We start from the raw sequence: 18551 nt of genomic DNA on the forward strand, positions 1-18551 counted from the left end.
GCGCGGCGCTCCATCTGACACAAGACGCGGCGGGCCGCCGCGATCTGACACGAAACGCGGCGCTCGCCGCGTTTAGCACCCGCAACCTGTGAGGATCCGATGAAAACAAGCTGGACCCCAACGGCCGTGGCCGTCGCCGCAAGCGTCGCGGCGCTGATGCTCGCGAGCCTGAGCGGCTGCGCGAGTTCGACCAAGATGACCTACCTGCCGAGCGGCGACGCCGGCTTCGCCATCAACTGCAGCGGCAGCGATGCCAGCGAAAGCTGGGCCGAGTGCTACAAGCGCGCGGGCGAAGTCTGCGGCAACTACGGCTATGACGTGATCTCCAAGGATGTCGACAATGGCGCGACTTCCGGCGGTTCGGTAGGCGGCATATTCGGCGCAAACGTTAAAAACCGCTCAATGGTGGTTAAATGCAAGCAATAGCGGCACGCTAATCCGCGCGTCGCAGTTCTGTGAATATCCCCCGAAGCTTACGTTTGACAAAGCGCAGGCAAAAAAAAGCCCGGCTCTAGGGCCGGGCTAACGGGGGTTCGGCGCATTACGGTAAAGGACCGGTTCACCATGCGCCAAGACGGAATCTATCAATGTGAATCAGCGCTTGCAATGGATTAATTTTGCGCATAATGTGCCACGCCGCACAGAATACGCAAGCAGTGAAGAAAAATTAATCGAAAAAGAAACCGGAGTGAGCCGGAAAAACCGCCTCCGCAAGCCTCGAAGTAAATCAGTGAACTGCCTTGAAAGCCAGACGGACATTGACGTTCATCCGTATGCCGAATTTACCACAAGGCCATCAAATAGTTAACTCTTCGATTCACTGGTTCGATATTTCCTGCTGATTATCATTTGCTGATTTACGTGCGCAAGCGCACTTTTACCGATTTAACACATCCGCCGATTCAATCGCAATCGTCATTTCATAAGCCCATTCGATTGATTCGCGGATTGCGGATTATTTTTTAATTTCGCGATCTGAAAGTTAATCGTTCGTACAAGCCGCGTCATTCTCATTTCACGCAAACTAGAGCACCCGCAGACCCAGTTCCGTGACGAGAACAGCCGCCTGTTGAAATGAAATCGTCGCGCCGCGAAAGAGTCCGGCATCGACGAGGCGTACGCCGCTCAGGTCGGCAAGCCGCAGGTCCGCGCCATCGAAGCGGGCGCCTTTGAGGTTGGCATCTTTCAGGCTGCCGCCTTCGAACACGGCTTCGCGGAAGTCGGCACCGGCCAGATCCGCATCGGAGAAGTCCAGTTCCTGCAACGTGGCTTTGCGAAACGACAGGCCACGCAGATGCGCGCCGACCAGCAGCGTTTCGGTGAAACTCAGGCCCAACGCCGAGCATGCTTCGAAACTGGCCCCGGTCAGCTTGCAGCCGGTGTACGCGACCGACGCCAGTTTCGCGCGGCGCCAGCTCGTGTTGTTCAGGTCGCACGATTGAAACGCGGCGTCGACGAGATCCGCCGAGGCGAAATCGGCCTGGCGCGCGCGGCAGCGCAGCCAGCGGCTTTGCGTCAGCGCGGCGCCGAAAAACGAAGTCTCGACGATATTGCAGCGATGAAATTCCGCGCCGCGCAGATCCAGCCGCGACAGGTCAGCGCCTTCGAAATCGCAATCTTCGAACCGCAGCCACGGATGACCCGCGCCGAGTAGCGGTTCGACATCCGCGCGTGCAAGCGTGGCGTGCTGAACGGTGTGGACGCCGGACAAGGGCGCGCTGGAGTCGACTGACATGAAAAAATCTTCCCGTTGCGCTCCGGCAGTGCCAGAGCTGAATACTCAAAAAATCACGAAGCGCGGCGCAGACGACGTTCCACGCCACCGTCACGCCGTCACATGCACGCACGTTGAGCGCCGACCTCGATCGCTCACCCGCCCGCAGCAAAGCGGGCGCAAAATGACGAGCGTACCTGAACCGGCCCGCCGTGTGACCACCCCGTGGCCGCCCCGCGCCGATGGTTTATAGTAACGGCCGCTCTTCTGAACCCGCCTACGCCGATGACCTCGAACGACGCCTCCCACAGTCCGCTCTACCTCTCGCTGCTCGCGGAAACCGCGAAAATCGGCTGGCCGGAACTCGAGCGGTTCTTCGCCCGCGGCATCCTCTTGCATGTCGCGCGCGATCTCGATCTGGTTAGCGTCGCTGAAGCCATCGCCAACGACGACACCGCGCAGGTCAGCCAATGGCTGGCGTCCGGCCTGGTGGAACGCGTGCAGGCCGAAACCGCCGCGGATTACGCCGCGCGCGACCCGGACCTGTGGGCCGTCGTGGTCTCACCGTGGGTCTGCGTGCAGGAACGTGGCGCGGACCATCAAGCACGGCCACCCGGCCAGACGCATTGAGCGCGCCTTGAGCGGCGCCGCCCCCACCCATACCGCGCCCGCGTTGCCGGTGCGCTGGCATCGGCGTGTATTGTCACTGGCCGTGCCGATCGTGCTGGCCAATCTCACGCAGCCCATTCTCGGCGCCGTCGACACCGCCGTCGCCGGCCATCTGTCCGACGCCTCGTACCTGGGCGGCGTTGCGCTCGGCGGCCTGTTCTTCAGCTTCGTATTCTGGGGATTCGGCTTTCTGCGCATGGGCACCACCGGCCTCGTCGCACAGGCGTGGGGTGCCCACGATCATGCCGCCATGCGCGACAACGTGGTGCGCGCCCTGCTGCTTGCGCTGGTCATCGGCATAGCCGTGTTGCTGCTGCAAATGCCGCTGATCGACTACGCGATCCACACGATTGGCGGCAGCGACGCAGTCCAGCAGCAGGCCCGGCTTTACTGTCACGCACGCATCTGGGCCGCCCCACTCGCGCTCGCCAACTACGTCGTGCTCGGCTGGCTGCTCGGCACCCAGCGCGTCAAGCTCGCGCTGGCCGTTCAAGTGTTGATCAATAGCGTCAATATTGCTGCGGTGCTGCTGTATGTGTATGCGTTTCACTGGGGGATAGGCGGAATCGGCGCCGCCACGGCAAGCGCGGACGCGCTCGGTTTCGTGTTCGGCGTCGCGCTGCTGTGGCATCAGCGGCCACGCGGTGTCGCCCCGTTGACGCGAGCGACGTTGCTCGACGCCACCGCGCTGAAGCGCCTGTTGGTGCTCAACCGCGACATTTTTCTACGCACGCTGTGCGTGATCGGCTCGTTTGGCTGGTTCACCCATCTGGGCGCGCGGCAAGGCGACACGGTGCTCGCCGCCAACGCGCTGCTGCTGAACTTTCAGACCTTCATGGCTTTCGGGCTCGACGGCTTCGCGCACGCGGCCGAAGCGCTGGTCGGCGCCGCCATTGGGGCCCGTGACCGTCACGCGTTCCGGCAAGCGGTGAAGGTCACGATGCTGTGGTCCGCACTTGGCGCGATCGCTTTTGCGTTCGTCTACTGGAGCGCGGGAACGTGGATCATCCATAGCCTGACCGACCAGGTGGCCGTGCGTGCCGCCGCGCAAACCTATCTACCGTGGGCGGCCCTTTCCCCCGTCATTTCCGTGTGGGGATTTCTGCTGGACGGGGTGTTTATCGGCGCCACGCGCACGCGTGAATTGATGGTGTCGATGGCGATATCGCTCGCGGTGTTTCTCGCGGCATCGTGGGTGCTCATGCCCGTGCAGGGCAATCACGGACTGTGGGCCGCGATGATGATCTTCATGGCGATGCGCGGTGTCACGTTGATGCGCCTGTTGCCGCGTGTCGCGAACAGCATTCCGCAAGGCGTGGCGGCGAGCTGAGCAGCCAGGCCTGGCGCGGGCGGCTCAGCTCGCCAGTTACCGATTGAAACAAGCGCATACAAGTTTCACAGGCAACGGCTCATAGAATGAAGCCAGCCCGCGCTCTCCGCGCGAACAGTCTGCGTGGGTCAGAGGCCCCGGCGTGCCCGCGCCGGGGCCTCGCCTTTTACAACGGGCGGTCTGCTGGTGCAGAGCGCCTTGCACGTCCTACTGCGGGTTCGCCTGCGGCGCGGCCTTGGGAGTCGGCTCATTGAGCATGGATGGCGGCCGGTCGTCGGTCGGTACGCCGTGATAGTCAGCGGGATCTTTGGGGGGCGCATGGTGCCCGGTTGAGGGATCGGTGTAGCAGCCGCACAGGGTTGCCGACAGGAAAGTGATCAACAGAAAGCGATTCATAAATTCTCTAAAAAAAGCAAAGCAAAACAGCGCACGCACTGGCGGACGGCCGTGCGCCAAGAGTCTACTCTCAAAGCGTGCTGCGCCGCGGCGAGACTTGCGATTCGCTTGCATGCTGCGCGCCGGCCTGCGTTTTTTCGCCAGCCTGACCTACTATGTAGCCATGGTTGCGGTTGTAAAAGGAGGCTGCCATGGATGCCGAACAAATCGCGGGTTTCATCGGGCTTGGCATCGGTTTGCTGGTGCTGGTGGGGTTGTCGATTTTCGAATCGCGCACCTACCGTCGCGAGCATGACGGTGAAGGCATGATGCATCACTGGCTGTCAGGCCATCACCTGCCCCACTGGAACCGCCGCAAACACTGACGCGCGGAGCCGGCCGCAGCGGGCCGGCCGTTACACGCCCGCTTTAGCCAATACCACGATCGACACGCCCAGCGCCTCGCGCTGTGGATCCTCATTGCGGTATGAATGCGGCACGTGCCCCGGAAACGCCAGCACGTCTCCGGTTTCGAGTCCGTGCCGCTCGCCTGCGACGAAAATCGCCACGCGTCCCTCGATGCAGGTGAAGTATTCCCGCGTGCCCGGCAGATGCGGCGTGCCGCGCATATAACCACCCGGCGCGAACGACATCGTTTCGAGAATGCCGTCGGGCATCGGCTCCGGCACCAGCGGCCGGATCGTCAAGCCGTTGCCGCGCGTGTGCGCGGAGATGTCGTCCACTGACCACTTGCGCACCTTGGCGCGCGGCGACGCCAGCAGTTCGTCCAGCGGCGCGCCGAGCGCGCCCGCCACTTTCATCAGCACCGCGAGCGAAGGATTGCCCTCGCCCGATTCCAGATTCGCCACGGTCGAGCGCGGCAGTCCCGACGATTTCGCGAGCCCCTCCTGTGTCAAGGCACGCGCATGTCGCAACGCCACCAGATTGCGCGCGAGATGCTGGGCAGCGTGCCCGGCGTCGGGTGACGTGTCGGGGGACGTCTCGGGTGTCGCGCCGGATTCCTGCGCGAACTCTGTTGCCGGTGCTTTAGCGAGCGCTTTCGTGATCCTCCTCGTCGTCTCTTTGGCGGGCTGTTTAGCGCGTTCCTGCGTGGAATCGTCCATCGTATCGACTTTCTGACAAGGAGTTGGACATCGCACTCGGCCGTGCGTCGTGGTGTTTCTATTATCGGGCCATTGGCAGGACGCGGGGCACACGACCCTTGCATCCAGTCGTCTTCCGTCACCTTGGGCCACGCCCTGAACCGGAGAAACACATGGCACCTACTCACGCAAATCTGCATGGCATGCGCGTCGCGATCACCGGCGGTACCTCGGGACTTGGCCTCGCGCTGCTCGACGAATTGCTCGCACGCGGCGCGCACGTTGCGTTTGTCGCGCGCGACGCACGACGCGTCGCCCAGGTCGAAGCGCGTCGTTCGAAAGCCGTGGGCCTCGTTGGCGATGTGTCGAACAAGGACGCGATCTACCCCCTCGCGCTGCAGATCAGCGGTCTGCTGGGCGGGCTCGACGTACTGGTGAACAATGCCTCGTCACTCGGACCCACGCCGCTCGCGCTGCTCGCCGATACGAACTGCGAGGACATGGAGACTGCGCTCGCCACCAACCTGCTCGGCCCTTTCCGTCTCACACGCGCGTTGCTGGGCTCACTCACAGCGGCCGCGCGTGAATACGGTGGCGCGGTAGTGCTGAACGTCTCCAGTGACGCCGCCATCGAGCCATATGCCACGTGGGGTGCGTATGGCGCGAGCAAGGCCGCATTGCGGCACATGAGCCGTATCTGGGACCAGGAGCTGACAACGCAACGCGTGCGCGTGCTGTCGCTCGACCCCGGTGACATGGATACACCGCTGCACGCGCTCGCCGTACCCGACGCTGATCGCGCCAGCCTCAAACGTCCCGCAGACGCAGCGAGAGCATTCGCGGATACGCTCGCCGCCACGCTGCAAACGATGCGCAGCCCTGCCACTCTCGTGGGAGAACAAGCATGAGCCTGCGCGCTGCCAATCTGGCCATTCAACGCCCTCACGATGCACGCCTGCTCGTCGTCGATCAATACGGTCACATCGAACATCGTCCACGCACCGCGCTGATTGATTTACTGCGCGAGGGCGATTGCGTCATCGCCAACGACGCGGCCACCTTGCCCGCGAGCCTCGCGGCGATACACGAGCGCAGCGGCGCACCGATCGAAGTGCGGCTGGCGGGCCGCGCATCGCTCGATCCACATGACGTGCAGCGCTTTACCGCCGTGCTGTTCGGCGCGGGCGATTTCCACACGCCAACCGAAGCGCGCGCTGCACCGCCGGCAGTGATCGAGGGTGATCAGCTGCGCCTTGGCAGCCTTCGCGCAACCGTCTTGTGTGTGCTCGATCACCCGCGCCTGGTCGAACTACGCTTCGAGGGGAACGCCACCAGTATCTGGCGCACGCTCGCAGAACAAGGCAAGCCGGTTCAATACGCGCATGTGCCACAGGCGCTCGCGCTGTGGGATGTGTGGACCACCATTGCCGCGCAGCCCGTGGCATTCGAGTCACCGTCGGCGGGCTTCGTGCTCGATTGGCAAAGCGTGGATGCGATGCGTGCACGCGGCATCGACTTCGCCACCCTCACACATGCTGCAGGACTTTCTTCCACGGGCGATGCAGCGCTCGATACACGTCTGCCATTCGACGAGCCCTATCGCATCCCGCCAAGCACGGCGCAAATGATTGCAGCGACGCGTGCGCGAGGTGGTCGCGTGGTGGCCATCGGCACGACCGTGGTGCGTGCGCTCGAACACGCGGCGCGCAGCGACGGCATCGTGCACGCCGGAGACGGCATGGCCACGCAGCAGCTCGGTCCTGGTTCGATACTGCGTGTTGTCGACGTCATCGTTTCCGGTACGCACGAACCGGACACCAGCCACTACGCGTTGCTGCGCGCCTTCACCGATACGCTGACATTGCAACGCGCTTCCGACGAACTCGACGCCCATCGTTATCGCACGCATGAATTCGGCGATTCGGTGTGGATCGAGCGGCGCGCGTGTGCAGGGCGCGAACGGCACGCCAAAGCTTTTAACAATTGGTCATTGACGCTGCCGACTGAAGCCATATAGAATCTCGGCTTCGTCGGAGCGTAGCGCAGCCTGGTAGCGCATCTGATTTGGGATCAGAGGGTCGTAGGTTCGAATCCTATCGCTCCGACCAATACCAGCAAGGCTTTCAGCGTAGTCATCACAACGCTGCCTGTCCCTCAGTCGTATGACTGTCCTGTTGCAATAGCAGCATCTCCTCGCCGGCTAGTTCAAAGGCCTCGGCTTCGGCGCACTTCCGCAAGAAATCCGCTTATCAAGCCTCTCAAGCGCATCGTTCGATGTTCGCGTACGGCTTTACACCGCGCAACTCACGGTGAGCGTTGCGATCAACCCCGGTTGATTGTCGGCGAGCCCGAGTGAGCCGCGATGCAGCGTCGCCACCGACTTGACCAACGCAAGCCCCAATCCCATACCCGGCGTACCACGGCTGGCATCGCCTCGATAGAAGCGGTCGGTGACCTTGGGCTTTTCCGCATCCGGAATGCCAGGGCCGTCGTCTGCCACTGAAACGGCAATCGTGTCGCCGAGACGTCGTGCAGTCAGCTTGATTTCGCCTTCCTCACGCGCGAATTTCAGCGCATTGTCGATCAGATTGCCAAGGGCCTGCGCGAGCAGCAGCGGATCGCCCACCGTCGTCAAATCCCCCTCGCATTGAAGTGACAGCCCGATACCGCGCAATTCGGCGACCGGCTGATAAAACTCCACCGCATCCGAGACGATGCTGCCCAGATCGCTCGGCAAGAAGCCCGAGCGGCGCACACCCGCATCGATTTCCGCCAGCCGCAGCAGCGCGTTGAAAATGCTGATGACGTGATCGACATCCGACAGTGCGACTTCGAGTTCCGGCAGCGTGTCTTCGTTGCCTTCTCTTCGCAACGTCAACGTCAACACTTCCAGCCGTGAACGCAATTCCGTGAGCGGCGTACGCAGATCGTGAGCAATCGCGTTCGATACGTTACGCACCCCGTTGACCACTTCGATCAGCGCTTCCTCGGCCTGCTCGCGCGTCTTCACTTCTCGCTGCAAGCGTGCGTTCTGCTCCTCCTGCAATTTCTGTAATGAGCGCAGTTTCAGATGCGTGTTCACCCGCGCGGCCATTTCTTCCATTTGCAGCGGCTTCGTCACATAGTCGACCGCGCCCGCGCGAAACCCTTCTATCTTCTCGTCGGTTTGCGTCAACGAGGTCATGAAAATGACCGGAATATCGCGCGTTTTCTCCATCGCTTTCAACCGACGGCAAGTCTCGAAGCCGTCCAGCCCCGGCATCATCACGTCGAGCAGGATCAGATCGGGCAGCACCAGTTCAGCGCGGCGCAATGCCTCGTCGCCATCACGCGCAATGGCCACACGCAGATTTTTTCCCTCCAGACATTCGACCACGAGGCCGAGATTTGCCGGAGTGTCATCCACCACCAGAACGACGGGCGCACCCGTGTTGGAGGATTCGTTGGTCATCACGTAGCGGGCCCCAGGTGTTGTTCGATTAGCGTAAGCAAGGCTTGCGATTCATACGCCGTCGCGAGGCGGCGCAACTGCGTCGCAAAACCCGAGTAACGGCTGTCCAGATCAACCAGATAATCCGCGTGGCGGACAATGTCGCGCATCGAGCCACGCAGTGCGAAACGGTGCAACGCCATCAGTTCGTCGTGCGGCGGCACCACCGTCGGCTCTTCTGTCTTGGCCGGGCGCGCACGGTGGGTCCATTTCAAGGCCAGCACCGCGGCGATCTCCTTCAGCAAGCGGTCCAGGTCGAGCGGCTTTTCCAGAAAGACACTCGCCCCCGCGGCAAGGTTGGCCTGCCGGTTACGTGTCGAGGCATCGGCAGACACCGCGATCACCGGCACGTCGTGCAGCACCGCGGACGCACGAATCTGCGAGAGTGTTTCGATGCCGCCCATCACCGGCATGACCGTGTCCAGCAAAATCAGATCAGGGCGTGACGCCTCGGCTTTGGCGAGCGCGTCGCGGCCGTCGCTGCTCTCCGACACACGAAAGCCGTAGCGCACCAGCGAATCGACGATCAGCGCGCGATTCGCCGCCACGTCGTCGATCACCAATACGTGTCGTTCGTCGCCCTCATAGCCGACGATTTCGAACGCTGACTGGAAGTCCTCCACCTCTGCGTGCGACACCGGCGCATCGAGTTCGAACCAGAACGTGCTGCCTTGTCCAACGTCGCTCGTCACGCGAATTTCGCCGCCCATCATGCGCACGAGCTGACGGCTGATGGCGAGACCCAGGCCAACGCCGCCAGTGCGGCGCGTGAAATCACCGGCCTGTTCGAACGGCTGAAAGATCGCCTCCAACCTGTCCGCGCTCACCCCCACGCCCGTGTCCCGCACTTCGAAGCACAAACGTGCGTCGCCCACCGTGCGCACCGCCAGCGTGATTTCGCCACGATCGGTGAACTTGATCGCATTGGTGAGCAGATTCAACAACACTTGCCGCAGGCGCTTTTCGTCGACGCGGATCACCTTCGGCAAATCGGCCGGCGACTCGAAGTTCATCACGAGATGCTTTTGATCGGCACGCACGCTCACCATCTCGACAATCACACGCAAAAACGGCCGCAGTGGCACGTCGCTCACGTTGAGATCCAGCTTGCCTGCCTCGATACGCGCGAAGTCGAGGATGTCGTTGATGAGCATGAGCAGATGTTCGCCGCTCTGTTCGATTACGCCGAGGCTCGCCAGTTGCCGCTCGGTCAACTCCGTATCGCGTCGCAGGATTTGCGCGTAGCCGAGGATGCCGTTCAATGGCGTGCGCAACTCATGGCTGATGTTGGCGAGGAACTGGTCTTTAGCACGATTGGCCGCCTCTGCCGCATCTTTGGCGACACGCACCGTGTCTTCGAGCGCCTTGCGCGTGGAAATGTCCTGCAGGATCGCGATAGTGTGTAACGCGCTGCCCGCTGCATCGCGCTGCAATGCGATCGACACGCTCACCCACACGCGCGCCCCATCTGCCTTGACGAAGGGCATTTCGTCCGTGTAGTGCGAGATGCGCCCTTCACTCAGTTGACGATAGGTCTCTTCGCTCGCAGCCAGCGCGCCCGGATCGAACAGGTCCTGCAAGCGCTTTTCCAGCAGAGCGTCGCGCGCATAGCCGACGATCTCGCACCAGCGTTGATTCAACCGTAAAAAGCGCCCTTGCAGATCGCAGTGCGCAATGCCCACCGCGGCGTTTTCGAACGTGCCGCGAAAGCGCGCCTCGCTGGAACGCAGCGCCTGTTCGGTCAGTTTCAATTCGGTGATATCCACGAGGCTGCCAACGAAGCGAATTGGTCTGCCGCGCGCATCCCAGCTTGCCGTGCCGCGCACCAATACCCAACGCAGGCTGCCGTCGCTATGACACAGCCGGTTTTCGATCTCGAACGCGCCAACCCGCTTGCTGAAATATTCAAGCATGGCCGCTTCCGTGCGCACGCGGTCTTCCGGCACCAGCACGCCCATGTACATCTCATAGTCGATCTGCGTCTGCGGCCGCGTGTAGCCGAGCCATTCCCAGATGTTCGCGAAGCGCGCGACACCATGCCGGTGATCGCCGTCCGGCATGTCAATTTCCCATACGCCGACATTCGACCCATGCATCGCCATTTCGAAGCGCGCATTGGTCTCCCGCAGTATCTCGGCTTCTTCCGCGCGGCGCCTCTGCGTCACGTCGCGAAACACCAGCACGACGCCGCGAATTTCACCGCGATCGTCGATGATCGGTGAGCCGCTGTCGTCGATCGCGATCTCGCGGCCATCGCGCGCCAACAGTACGGTGTGATTCGCCAGCCCGACAATGCAGCCGGCCGCCAGCACCGCCGCCACGGGATCTTCCGCCGGCGCGCGGGTCGTTTCGTTGATCACGCGAAACACGTCCACCAGCGGGCGGCCCAGCGCTTCACCACGCGGCCAGCCAGTCAGCACTTCGGCAACCGGATTGATGAAGTTGATGCGCGACTCGCGATCCGTGGCGATCACCGCATCGCCAATGCTCGACAGCGTGACCGCATAACGCTGCTCGCTCTCGCGCAAGCGCTGCTCCGCGCGATGCTTGTACAGCGCCATTTCGACGACGGTACGCAGTTGCGTGTCGTCGAAAGGCTTGAGCACGTAGCCGAACGGTTCGGTGACGGTCGCGCGTCGCACGGTCTCCTCGTCCGCATAAGCGGTCAGAAACACGACCGGCAGATTCAGCGTGTCACGCAGCAGTCGGGCCGCGTCGATGCCGTCGAGTGAGCCCTCCAGCCGCACGTCCATCAGCACGAGATCGGGAACGGTCTCGGCCGCCAGCGTCAGCGCGTCTTCACCGCGCGTCGTGACGCCCACCACCGTATGGCCGGCGCTCGCCATCTGTTGCGCAATGTCTCGCGCAACAACCCGGTCGTCCTCGACAATCAGAATGCGTGCGCCCGCCATGATGTTTTTTATCCGCGTCCGTAAGCATTGAAGAGAATGCTGCAGGTGGTACCGCCAACCCGGCTCAGTTCCAGGCTGCCTTGCAATTGATGCGTCAGGTCGTGCACGAGTTGCAGCCCCAGCGAGTCGGCTTTCTCCAGCGAGAATTCCGGAGCGATGCCCACGCCGTTATCCGCGACCGTGAGTTTGCAGCGCTCCTGATCGATCAGCCCAAGCTCGACCCGCAGACGCCCGCTGCGGCCATCTGGAAACGCGTGCTTCAACGCGTTGGACACCAGCTCGTTGATGATCAGCCCGCACGACACCGCGCGGTTCATGTCGAGCTGCACGTCGTCTACGTCGATCTGCAAGGCCACGCCCATGCGTCCCATGTCATAGGCACGCGCGAGGTGGCCGCAGAGATTGTTCACGTGGGTCGCCATCATGATGCGAGCGAAGTTACCGGCGCGATACAGGTTCTCGTGCACCAGCGCCATCGACCGCACGCGGTTGCGGCTATCAGCGAACAGTTCGGCCACAGCCTTGTCCGTCACGCGCGCAGCCTGCAAATTGAGCAGGCTGCTGATGAGTTGCAGATTGTTCTTTACCCGGTGATGTACTTCATGCAGCAAGGCTTCCTTCTCTTCGAGCAAGGCTTCCTTTTCTTCCAGCGAGGCGTTTTCGAGGGAGATCGCAGCCTGCGACGCGAGCAGTTCCAGTACCGCGAGGCGCGGCGGCGTGAACACGCCTGGCGCAAGGTCGTTTTCCAGGTAGAGCATGCCCATCAGCCTCGCCTGCTTGACCAGCGGCAAACACAGCACCGCACGCACACCCACCGAGTGAAAGTACTCGTCCGTAGAAAACGAATGAGGCAGCGATGCGTCGTCCAGCAGCACGCGCTCCTGATTGCGCATGCTGGCGTGCAGGATGGACACCGGCAGATCGCGGGCGCTCACCACCTCATTGCGCAAACGTACCTCGATGCCTTCGCGGCTCGTCAGTGCTTCGGCTTCGATGCGCAACTGCTCGCCGCGCGGCAGGACGAGCAATGCACGTCCCGCACCGGCATGTTCGAGCATGATGGTCATCAACGTACGGATCAGCTTCTCGAAGGCGATTTCACCCGAAATGGCCTGCGACGCCTTGACCACCGTTTCGACATCCAGTTGCTCGGCCATGATGCTGCGCGCGGGCATCTCCCCTGGCTGGCGCACGAGACTGGGATAGCGCCGATCGAGCGCCTGCACCTTGCCCGACGCTCCCCAGCGCAGATACGCAAGCCGGGCGTTGCCCAGGTACACAAACGCGATCGTCGTGAATTCACGTGCCAGATAAAAGCGCCCGGCCACTTCATGCGCCAGCGCTTCGACCAGCGGCAACTCGTGTTCGCGGGCGAGAGCGATGGCGTTTTCGTACTGACGCATCGCTTCGAATTCCTGGCCGTTGATGCGCGCGATCTCGCCTGCCACGAGCGCACCGCGGCAGGCGAAATTACTCGGGCAATGCTCGGCCCACACGACGAGCTTCGCATGATGTTCAGTCAGCGCCTGCAACACCGCCGGCTGCTGGTCGACCGTGGCATCGTCGTACTGACGGGCGCGGGCCAGTGCGGCGTAGAAGTAGTACTCCGCGTATTCAAAATGGCCCGACGAGGTCCACAACAGCGGTGCTGCCTTCTCGGCTGCGGCGATGGCTTCGGCGATATGTCCCGCCAGATAGCGCCCTTGCAGTTTGCGAATCCAGTACCAGCAGTTGGCAATGGCGAGACAGGGATCGGCTTCGAGATGCTGCTCGAAGCGCGTCTCGTCGAAGGCTTCGTCGTTGAAGGACGCGAATGTTGACGTCAGGCCGCGCAGGGCTCGAATGAGCTGCAACTGCGCGCCGATGATATCGACGATGAGGCCGAATTTCGCGGCCTGCACCACACCGAGGCGTTGCTGCGCGACGCGCTCGACATCGATGAGCGGATCGCCAGCGGCCAGCAGACTCGTCACGAGGCAACAACTACTGAAGCCGGTATAGGTGAGGTCGCCGCTTTCGCTCGCAGCATCGAACGCACGCCGCAGCAGCGGCAAGCCCGTGCGAATGTGCTTGGTCCACGGCACCACGTGATACGCGAAGCACATGTAGACGCGTGGCCGGAAGCGTTCCAGCCGGCGTTCGTCGACCAGCGCGAGACCAAGCTGGCCGAATTGATAGCCGGCTTCGTAATCGCCGAATACCGGACCCGCCACCATGCCGAGATACGTATAGCCAATGGACGACGCGTCGCTGTTGCCGTGTTCGAGGCTCAGGTTCGCCATCCGGCAAAGGATCAGGCAGACGAGGCTTTCGTCGCTGAAAAACGCGGGTGGCAGCACGGCGGTGAGCACGTCCAGCGTCGCCCGCCGGTCGCGGTCCGTGAGCAAGGGCAGATCGAGCAGCGACGCGATCGGTGCGTCGCCGATGCGCGCAAGCAAACGCTCGTACTCGGCACGGGCTGCGTCGCGCGTGGGATGCGGCACCCAGTCGATGCCCACGCCGCGTAGATAGTCGAGGCAGATCTGCACCGCCAGGTCGCTTTGATCCAGGGCGGTGAACAGCGTGACACGCAGCCAGGCAATCGCGGCCCGGTCGGGCAGCGTCCTTGCGCGCTGTGCCAGTCCTTCGAGGCGCGTCTTTGCTGAATCCGTTTTGCCGGTCAAGAACTCGCATTCGGCGAGGCTGCTTTCCAGCGCGAACTTGAGCCCGTAGTGTTCATCCCAGCTTGCGTCGTCGAGCAAGCCGCTGCCAAGCGCGAGATAAGTGGCGGCGGACGCATAGGCCGACGACGCTTTCGCGCGTCGCCCGGCCAGCAGATTCCATTGCGCCACGCGCATCTGCTCGGCCGGGGTGTCGATCAGTTCGACGGCCCGGTTGTACTGATTGACGACCTCGAAGATGTTCTGCTCGATGTCCTCCGCCGCCGCGTTGGTGGTGAACATCCTGCCAATCCGCAGATGCGCGGCGGCCCGCTCGCCTGCTGGAATCAGCGCATACGCGGCTTCCTGCACGCGGTCGTGCAGAAACGCGTAGCCGCGTTCGCGCCGGAACACGAGACCCGCATTCACGGCGTCGGCGAGCGCCGCCGGCATCTGGGCTTCGCTCATGCCGCTGGCGCGCGCCAGCATCGCGGTGCTCGCGCTGTTTCCGAAGCAGGCGAACTGCTTGAGCGCGCTTTGCGTCGCTTCCGGTACGCGTTCGATCTTGCCGACCATCAGATCGACCACGCTGTCCGTAAACTGCGCCTCGCGCAGGGCCGTCATGTTCCATTGCCAGGCACGGCGCGTGGCGTCGAACGTGAGGTGTCCCTGCTCGGCCAGCATCTTTAGAAACTGCACTGTGAAGAACGGGTTGCCGCCCGTCTTCTCGAAGATGAAATGCGCCAGATGCATGACGTTGGCTGGTTCGATACGCAGCGCGCCGCCAACCAGCCGCGCGACTTCGCTGAACTGCAGCGGCCGCAGGACGATTTCGTGGACCGGCACACCCGCCTCGCGAATGGCCACCAGCGCGCGGGTGAGTGGATGCGTCGCGCTAACCTCGTTGTCGCGATACGCGCCCACCACCAGCAAATCAGGCAGCTTCGACGTGGCGAGCAGACTTTGCACGAGATCGAGCGTGCCGCCGTCGAGCCATTGCAGGTCGTCCAGAAACAGCACGAGCGGATGGCCTGCATCCGCGAACGCACCGATGAAGCGGGACAGCACGCCCTGGAAGCGAGCCTGCGCCTCTTGCGCGGGCAGTTCGGGCACCGCCGGTTGCGGTCCAATGATCGCTTCGAGTTGTGGAATCAGCGCCACGACGAGTTGCCCGTTTGCGCCCACGGCTTCAGCGAAGCGCGCCCGCCAATCGGCAATCTGTGCCTCGCCTTGCGCGAGGATGTCCTGCGTCAGGCTCTGAAATGCCTGGCCCAGCGTCGCGTACGGAATGTCGCGCTTGTATTGCTCGAATTTGCCCTCGGCGAAGCGGCCGCCGGTGGCGCGCAATTTCTTGCGCAGCTCGTTGACGAGCGACGACTTGCCAATGCCCGAATAGCCGGAGACCAGCACGAGTTCCGACTTGCCATCGCGCATCACGCGCTCGAATGCGCTATCCAGTTCGACGGTCTCCACTTCGCGGCCATAGAGGCGTTCTGGCACGAGCAGGCGCTCCGGCGTGTCATGCGCGCCAAGCGGAAATGCGTCGATCCGGCCGCTGCGGTCCCATGCCGCGAGACAGCGACGCAGGTCGTCTTCCAGGCCTTGCGCCGTCTGATAGCGATCCTCGGCGGCCTTGGCCAGTAGCCGCATCACGATTGCGCTCACTTGCTGCGGCACGTCGCGGGCGAGTTCGTTCAACGGGATCGGCGTTCTGGCGATATGACAATGCAGCCATTCGAGCGCCGTGTTGGCCCGGTACGGCGAGCGGCCCGTCAATATTTCGTAGAGCGTAATACCTAGCGAATACAGATCGGCGCGTGCGTCGACGGCCCGGTTCATGCGGCCGGTCTGTTCCGGTGCGAGGTAAGCGAGTGCCCCCGCCGTGAAGTCAGGCATCGTACCCATCGACGCTTCAATGGCATTGCAGGAGGCAATGCCGAATCCCGTCAATGCCACGCTGCCGGTTTCCGTATTCACCAGAATATTGGCGGGCCGGATGTCCTTATGGACCAGACCCCTTGCGTGCAGCGCGCCAAGCGCCGCGGCAAGATTCGCGGCAATGAGCAGCACCCGGCCGAGCGGCAGCGTCCCCGCGGGCAGAGCCGCGAGCGACGTGCCACCGGGATCGTCGAGCAGCAGCGCCGTGCTGCCGGCGTGCTCGACGAGCGCGCGCGGCAAGGTGGCGAACTTGCCGTCCAGATGACTGCGCAATTCGTAAGCGTGCTCGAGACGCGCCTGACCATCAGCGGCGGGCTGCGGCGACGGCAGCGTGACGGTCAGCCACGTCCTCGCGTCCTCGCCACGCCGGATGCGCGACAGCAACACCTCGCCGTCGTCACAAAGCGTTTCGAACCTGAAGTCGGATAACTCGATCATGCCGCCCCCGCATGCCAGAGCCGGTTATTCGTTCGCCGTCAGCATGTAACCGGAGTTGCGAACCGTCCTCAGCACGGACCGTTCGAAGCCGGCGTCGATCTTGTGGCGCAGCTTGCTCACATGAACGTCGATCACGTTGGTTTGCGGATCGAAGTGGTAGTCCCAGATATTTTCGAGCAGCATGGTGCGCGTGACCACCTGATCCGCGTGACGCATCAGATACTCGAGCAATTTGAACTCGCGTGGCTTGAGCGCGATGGGCTTGCCCGCACGGGCGACCTTGCGCGACAGCAGGTCGATGGACAGATCGCCCACCTTGAGGACTTTTTCCGCGTAGTTTTCGCGCGCACGGCGCGTGAGCGCGTCGAGCCGCGCCAGTACCTCGCCAAATGCGAACGGCTTGACCACGTAGTCGTCGCCGCCTGCCTTCAGGCCGCGGATGCGCTCGTCGACTTCGTCCAGCGCACTCACGATCAGGATAGGGACACGATTGCCGGTGGCGCGCAACGCCGCGATGATGCCGAGGCCGTCGATGCCGCCTGGCAGCATGCGGTCCATGATGATGGCGTCGTAGGTTTCGCTGGCGCCGAGAAACATGCCGTCACGGCCGTTGTCCGCGGAATCGATGACATGGCCTGCCTCGACAAGCCCCTTCTTCAGAAAGCCGGCAACCTGTTCGTTGTCTTCGACGAGCAAGATTTTCATATCACGCGCGCCTCCTTCGTCGTTCGACACCCTCCCGGGGCAACAACGCCTATGCGGCGAACTCTCGATTCGATTATCCCCGAAATCTGTCAAACCCGATTCAACGGGATTATTAATTTTTTTTAATTTTCCCGCCAAGAGACCGCGTGAAAACGGACCACTGGCGTCGAACCCAACGTGCCGCGAAGGTCCGCAGACCTCTCACGCTGGCGATTAACTAAGGTTAATGATTCCATCATCGTGGGGAAATCGAGCCGCCCATATGATCTCTCCTACCGATCCGCGCGCTGGCGCGAATTCGTAGCGAAGCCAATTCGAAGTCCTGATTAATGTGAGGAATGGCGTTCTGAGAGGGGACACCATTCTGCGCCGAGGGAAGATTCATGACCCAACTCAATCACACTTCAACACCGCCAACGCAATTCGAGGGCTTTAAGGTCTGTATCAACGCGCAGCAGGCGCGGGCCGACATCATTCTGGACCGTCCGCCCTTCAATCTCGTCTCCATCCGGCAGGCCGAGCAATTGCGCACAGTGTTCGAAGCGCTGGACATCGATTCGACGATCCGCGTCATCGTCCTGCGCGCATTGGGTGAACATTTTTCGCGCGGGTGCGAGTTTGAAGGCTCGGGTCATGCAGCTGGAGAGGATCTGGCGTGGCGAACGTGGACGATGGACTTCCCTTCGCGCTGCGGCAAGCCAGTGATTGCGGCCAATCGCGGCTACTGCTTCGGCGCGGGCTTCGAACTCTCGCTCGCATGCGACTTCCGGATTGCCACGGAGACCACGCTTTACGCACTTCCCGCGCAAAGCGTGGGCCTCGGATGCGGGTCAGGCGGCGCAGGCCGCCTGCAACAGATGGTGGGAATCGGCCGCACGCGGGACGTGGTCATGCGTTCGCGCTATATCCGCGGGGCGCAGGCCTACGACTGGGGCGTCGCAACCGACTTCGTCGCCGATGCCGAACTGGAAAATCTCACCGACACGCTGGTCCGCGAGCTGCTGGCGTCTTCGCCGCTCGTGCAACGCGCGGCGAAACGGCTTTTGAATGCGATGGAAAACGCCGCGCTGGCGGCACAGACTGAACTCGAGGGATGAGGCATTGGCGTCGGTGCGTCTCAATCCACGCCCGCCATTGCGAAGCATCGCGCCCAAAACGAAGCGGCCCGCTGCGGCGATGATGCGCCGTAGCGGGCCGTTTCAGCCAGTCAAACACTCGCGCCAGATCAGTGCGAGTTT

The 18551-nt window shown here is 62.6% G+C and carries 15 protein-coding genes and 1 tRNA gene; 9 read left to right on the forward strand and 7 right to left on the reverse strand.

Going from position 1 to position 18551, the window contains the following annotated elements; translation table 11 throughout:
- Positions 1–99 precede the first annotated feature (99 nt).
- Both D0B32_RS16500 and D0B32_RS32305 read left to right on the forward strand, forming a co-directional pair.
- On the forward strand, positions 100–426 hold the full coding sequence (locus D0B32_RS16500) for a hypothetical protein (RefSeq protein ID WP_117335061.1): 327 nt from the start codon (positions 100–102) through the stop codon (positions 424–426).
- A gap of 163 nt (positions 427–589) precedes the next feature.
- Positions 590–808, forward strand: a complete 219-nt coding sequence (locus D0B32_RS32305; RefSeq protein WP_147329537.1) for a hypothetical protein — start codon at positions 590–592, stop codon at positions 806–808.
- 216 nt (positions 809–1024) lie between these two features.
- On the opposite strand, the gene D0B32_RS16505 is transcribed toward D0B32_RS32305, so the two are convergent.
- The gene (locus D0B32_RS16505) at positions 1025–1735 is read right to left on the reverse strand and encodes a pentapeptide repeat-containing protein (protein WP_117335062.1); all 711 of its coding nucleotides are present in this window, start codon (positions 1733–1735) and stop codon (positions 1025–1027) included.
- Positions 1736–1999: 264 nt separating this feature from the next.
- Between D0B32_RS16505 and D0B32_RS16510 the strand changes: the two genes are divergently transcribed.
- Entirely contained in the window at positions 2000–2344 is a 345-nt protein-coding gene (locus D0B32_RS16510) for a DUF2288 domain-containing protein (protein WP_117335063.1), read from the forward strand.
- A gap of 7 nt (positions 2345–2351) precedes the next feature.
- On the forward strand, positions 2352–3713 hold the full coding sequence (locus D0B32_RS16515) for an MATE family efflux transporter (protein ID WP_259295030.1): 1362 nt from the start codon (positions 2352–2354) through the stop codon (positions 3711–3713).
- A gap of 207 nt (positions 3714–3920) precedes the next feature.
- On the opposite strand, the gene D0B32_RS16520 is transcribed toward D0B32_RS16515, so the two are convergent.
- Entirely contained in the window at positions 3921–4109 is a 189-nt protein-coding gene (locus D0B32_RS16520; RefSeq protein WP_117335064.1) for a hypothetical protein, read from the reverse strand.
- A gap of 191 nt (positions 4110–4300) precedes the next feature.
- On the opposite strand from D0B32_RS16520, the gene D0B32_RS32575 reads away from it, so the two are divergent.
- Positions 4301–4474, forward strand: a complete 174-nt coding sequence (locus D0B32_RS32575; protein WP_181969829.1) for a hypothetical protein — start codon at positions 4301–4303, stop codon at positions 4472–4474.
- Between the two features lie 30 nt (positions 4475–4504).
- On the opposite strand, the gene D0B32_RS16525 is transcribed toward D0B32_RS32575, so the two are convergent.
- A complete protein-coding gene (locus D0B32_RS16525; RefSeq protein ID WP_117335065.1) occupies positions 4505–5212 on the reverse strand; it encodes a helix-turn-helix domain-containing protein in 708 nt (235 codons plus the stop codon).
- A 152-nt stretch (positions 5213–5364) separates the two neighbouring features.
- On the opposite strand from D0B32_RS16525, the gene D0B32_RS16530 reads away from it, so the two are divergent.
- The 3 genes from D0B32_RS16530 (at position 5365) to D0B32_RS16540 (ending at position 7299) form a co-directional block, all read left to right on the forward strand.
- Positions 5365–6099 carry an SDR family oxidoreductase gene (locus D0B32_RS16530; RefSeq protein ID WP_117335066.1) on the forward strand — a complete coding sequence of 245 codons (735 nt, stop codon included), beginning with the start codon at positions 5365–5367 and terminating at the stop codon, positions 6097–6099.
- Entirely contained in the window at positions 6096–7208 is a 1113-nt protein-coding gene (locus D0B32_RS16535) for an S-adenosylmethionine:tRNA ribosyltransferase-isomerase (RefSeq protein WP_117335067.1), read from the forward strand. The genes D0B32_RS16530 and D0B32_RS16535 overlap by 4 nt, the downstream gene beginning before the upstream one ends.
- A gap of 14 nt (positions 7209–7222) precedes the next feature.
- Positions 7223–7299: transfer RNA gene (locus tag D0B32_RS16540), tRNA-Pro, on the forward strand.
- Positions 7300–7481: 182 nt separating this feature from the next.
- On the opposite strand, the gene D0B32_RS16545 is transcribed toward D0B32_RS16540, so the two are convergent.
- The 4 genes from D0B32_RS16545 to D0B32_RS16560 are packed head-to-tail and all read right to left on the reverse strand — an operon-like array spanning position 7482 to position 17313.
- Positions 7482–8642 carry a hybrid sensor histidine kinase/response regulator gene (locus D0B32_RS16545; protein WP_117335068.1) on the reverse strand — a complete coding sequence of 387 codons (1161 nt, stop codon included), beginning with the start codon at positions 8640–8642 and terminating at the stop codon, positions 7482–7484.
- Positions 8642–11593, reverse strand: coding sequence for a PAS domain S-box protein (locus tag D0B32_RS16550; RefSeq protein ID WP_117335069.1), 2952 nt, complete (start codon positions 11591–11593; stop codon positions 8642–8644). Before D0B32_RS16550 ends, D0B32_RS16545 begins: the two co-directional genes overlap by 1 nt.
- 8 nt (positions 11594–11601) lie before the next feature.
- Complete coding sequence (locus D0B32_RS16555; RefSeq protein ID WP_117335070.1) at positions 11602–16608, reverse strand: AAA family ATPase; 5007 nt, start codon at positions 16606–16608, stop codon at positions 11602–11604.
- Positions 16609–16632: 24 nt separating this feature from the next.
- On the reverse strand, positions 16633–17313 hold the full coding sequence (locus tag D0B32_RS16560) for a response regulator transcription factor (protein ID WP_117335071.1): 681 nt from the start codon (positions 17311–17313) through the stop codon (positions 16633–16635).
- A gap of 383 nt (positions 17314–17696) precedes the next feature.
- Between D0B32_RS16560 and D0B32_RS16565 the strand changes: the two genes are divergently transcribed.
- On the forward strand, positions 17697–18410 hold the full coding sequence (locus D0B32_RS16565) for an enoyl-CoA hydratase/isomerase family protein (RefSeq protein ID WP_117335072.1): 714 nt from the start codon (positions 17697–17699) through the stop codon (positions 18408–18410).
- The last annotated feature ends 141 nt before the right edge of the window (positions 18411–18551 follow it).

Origin of the sequence: Paraburkholderia sp. DHOC27 (assembly GCF_003429005.1) — a bacterium.
In the GTDB taxonomy this organism is placed as follows: domain Bacteria; phylum Pseudomonadota; class Gammaproteobacteria; order Burkholderiales; family Burkholderiaceae; genus Paraburkholderia.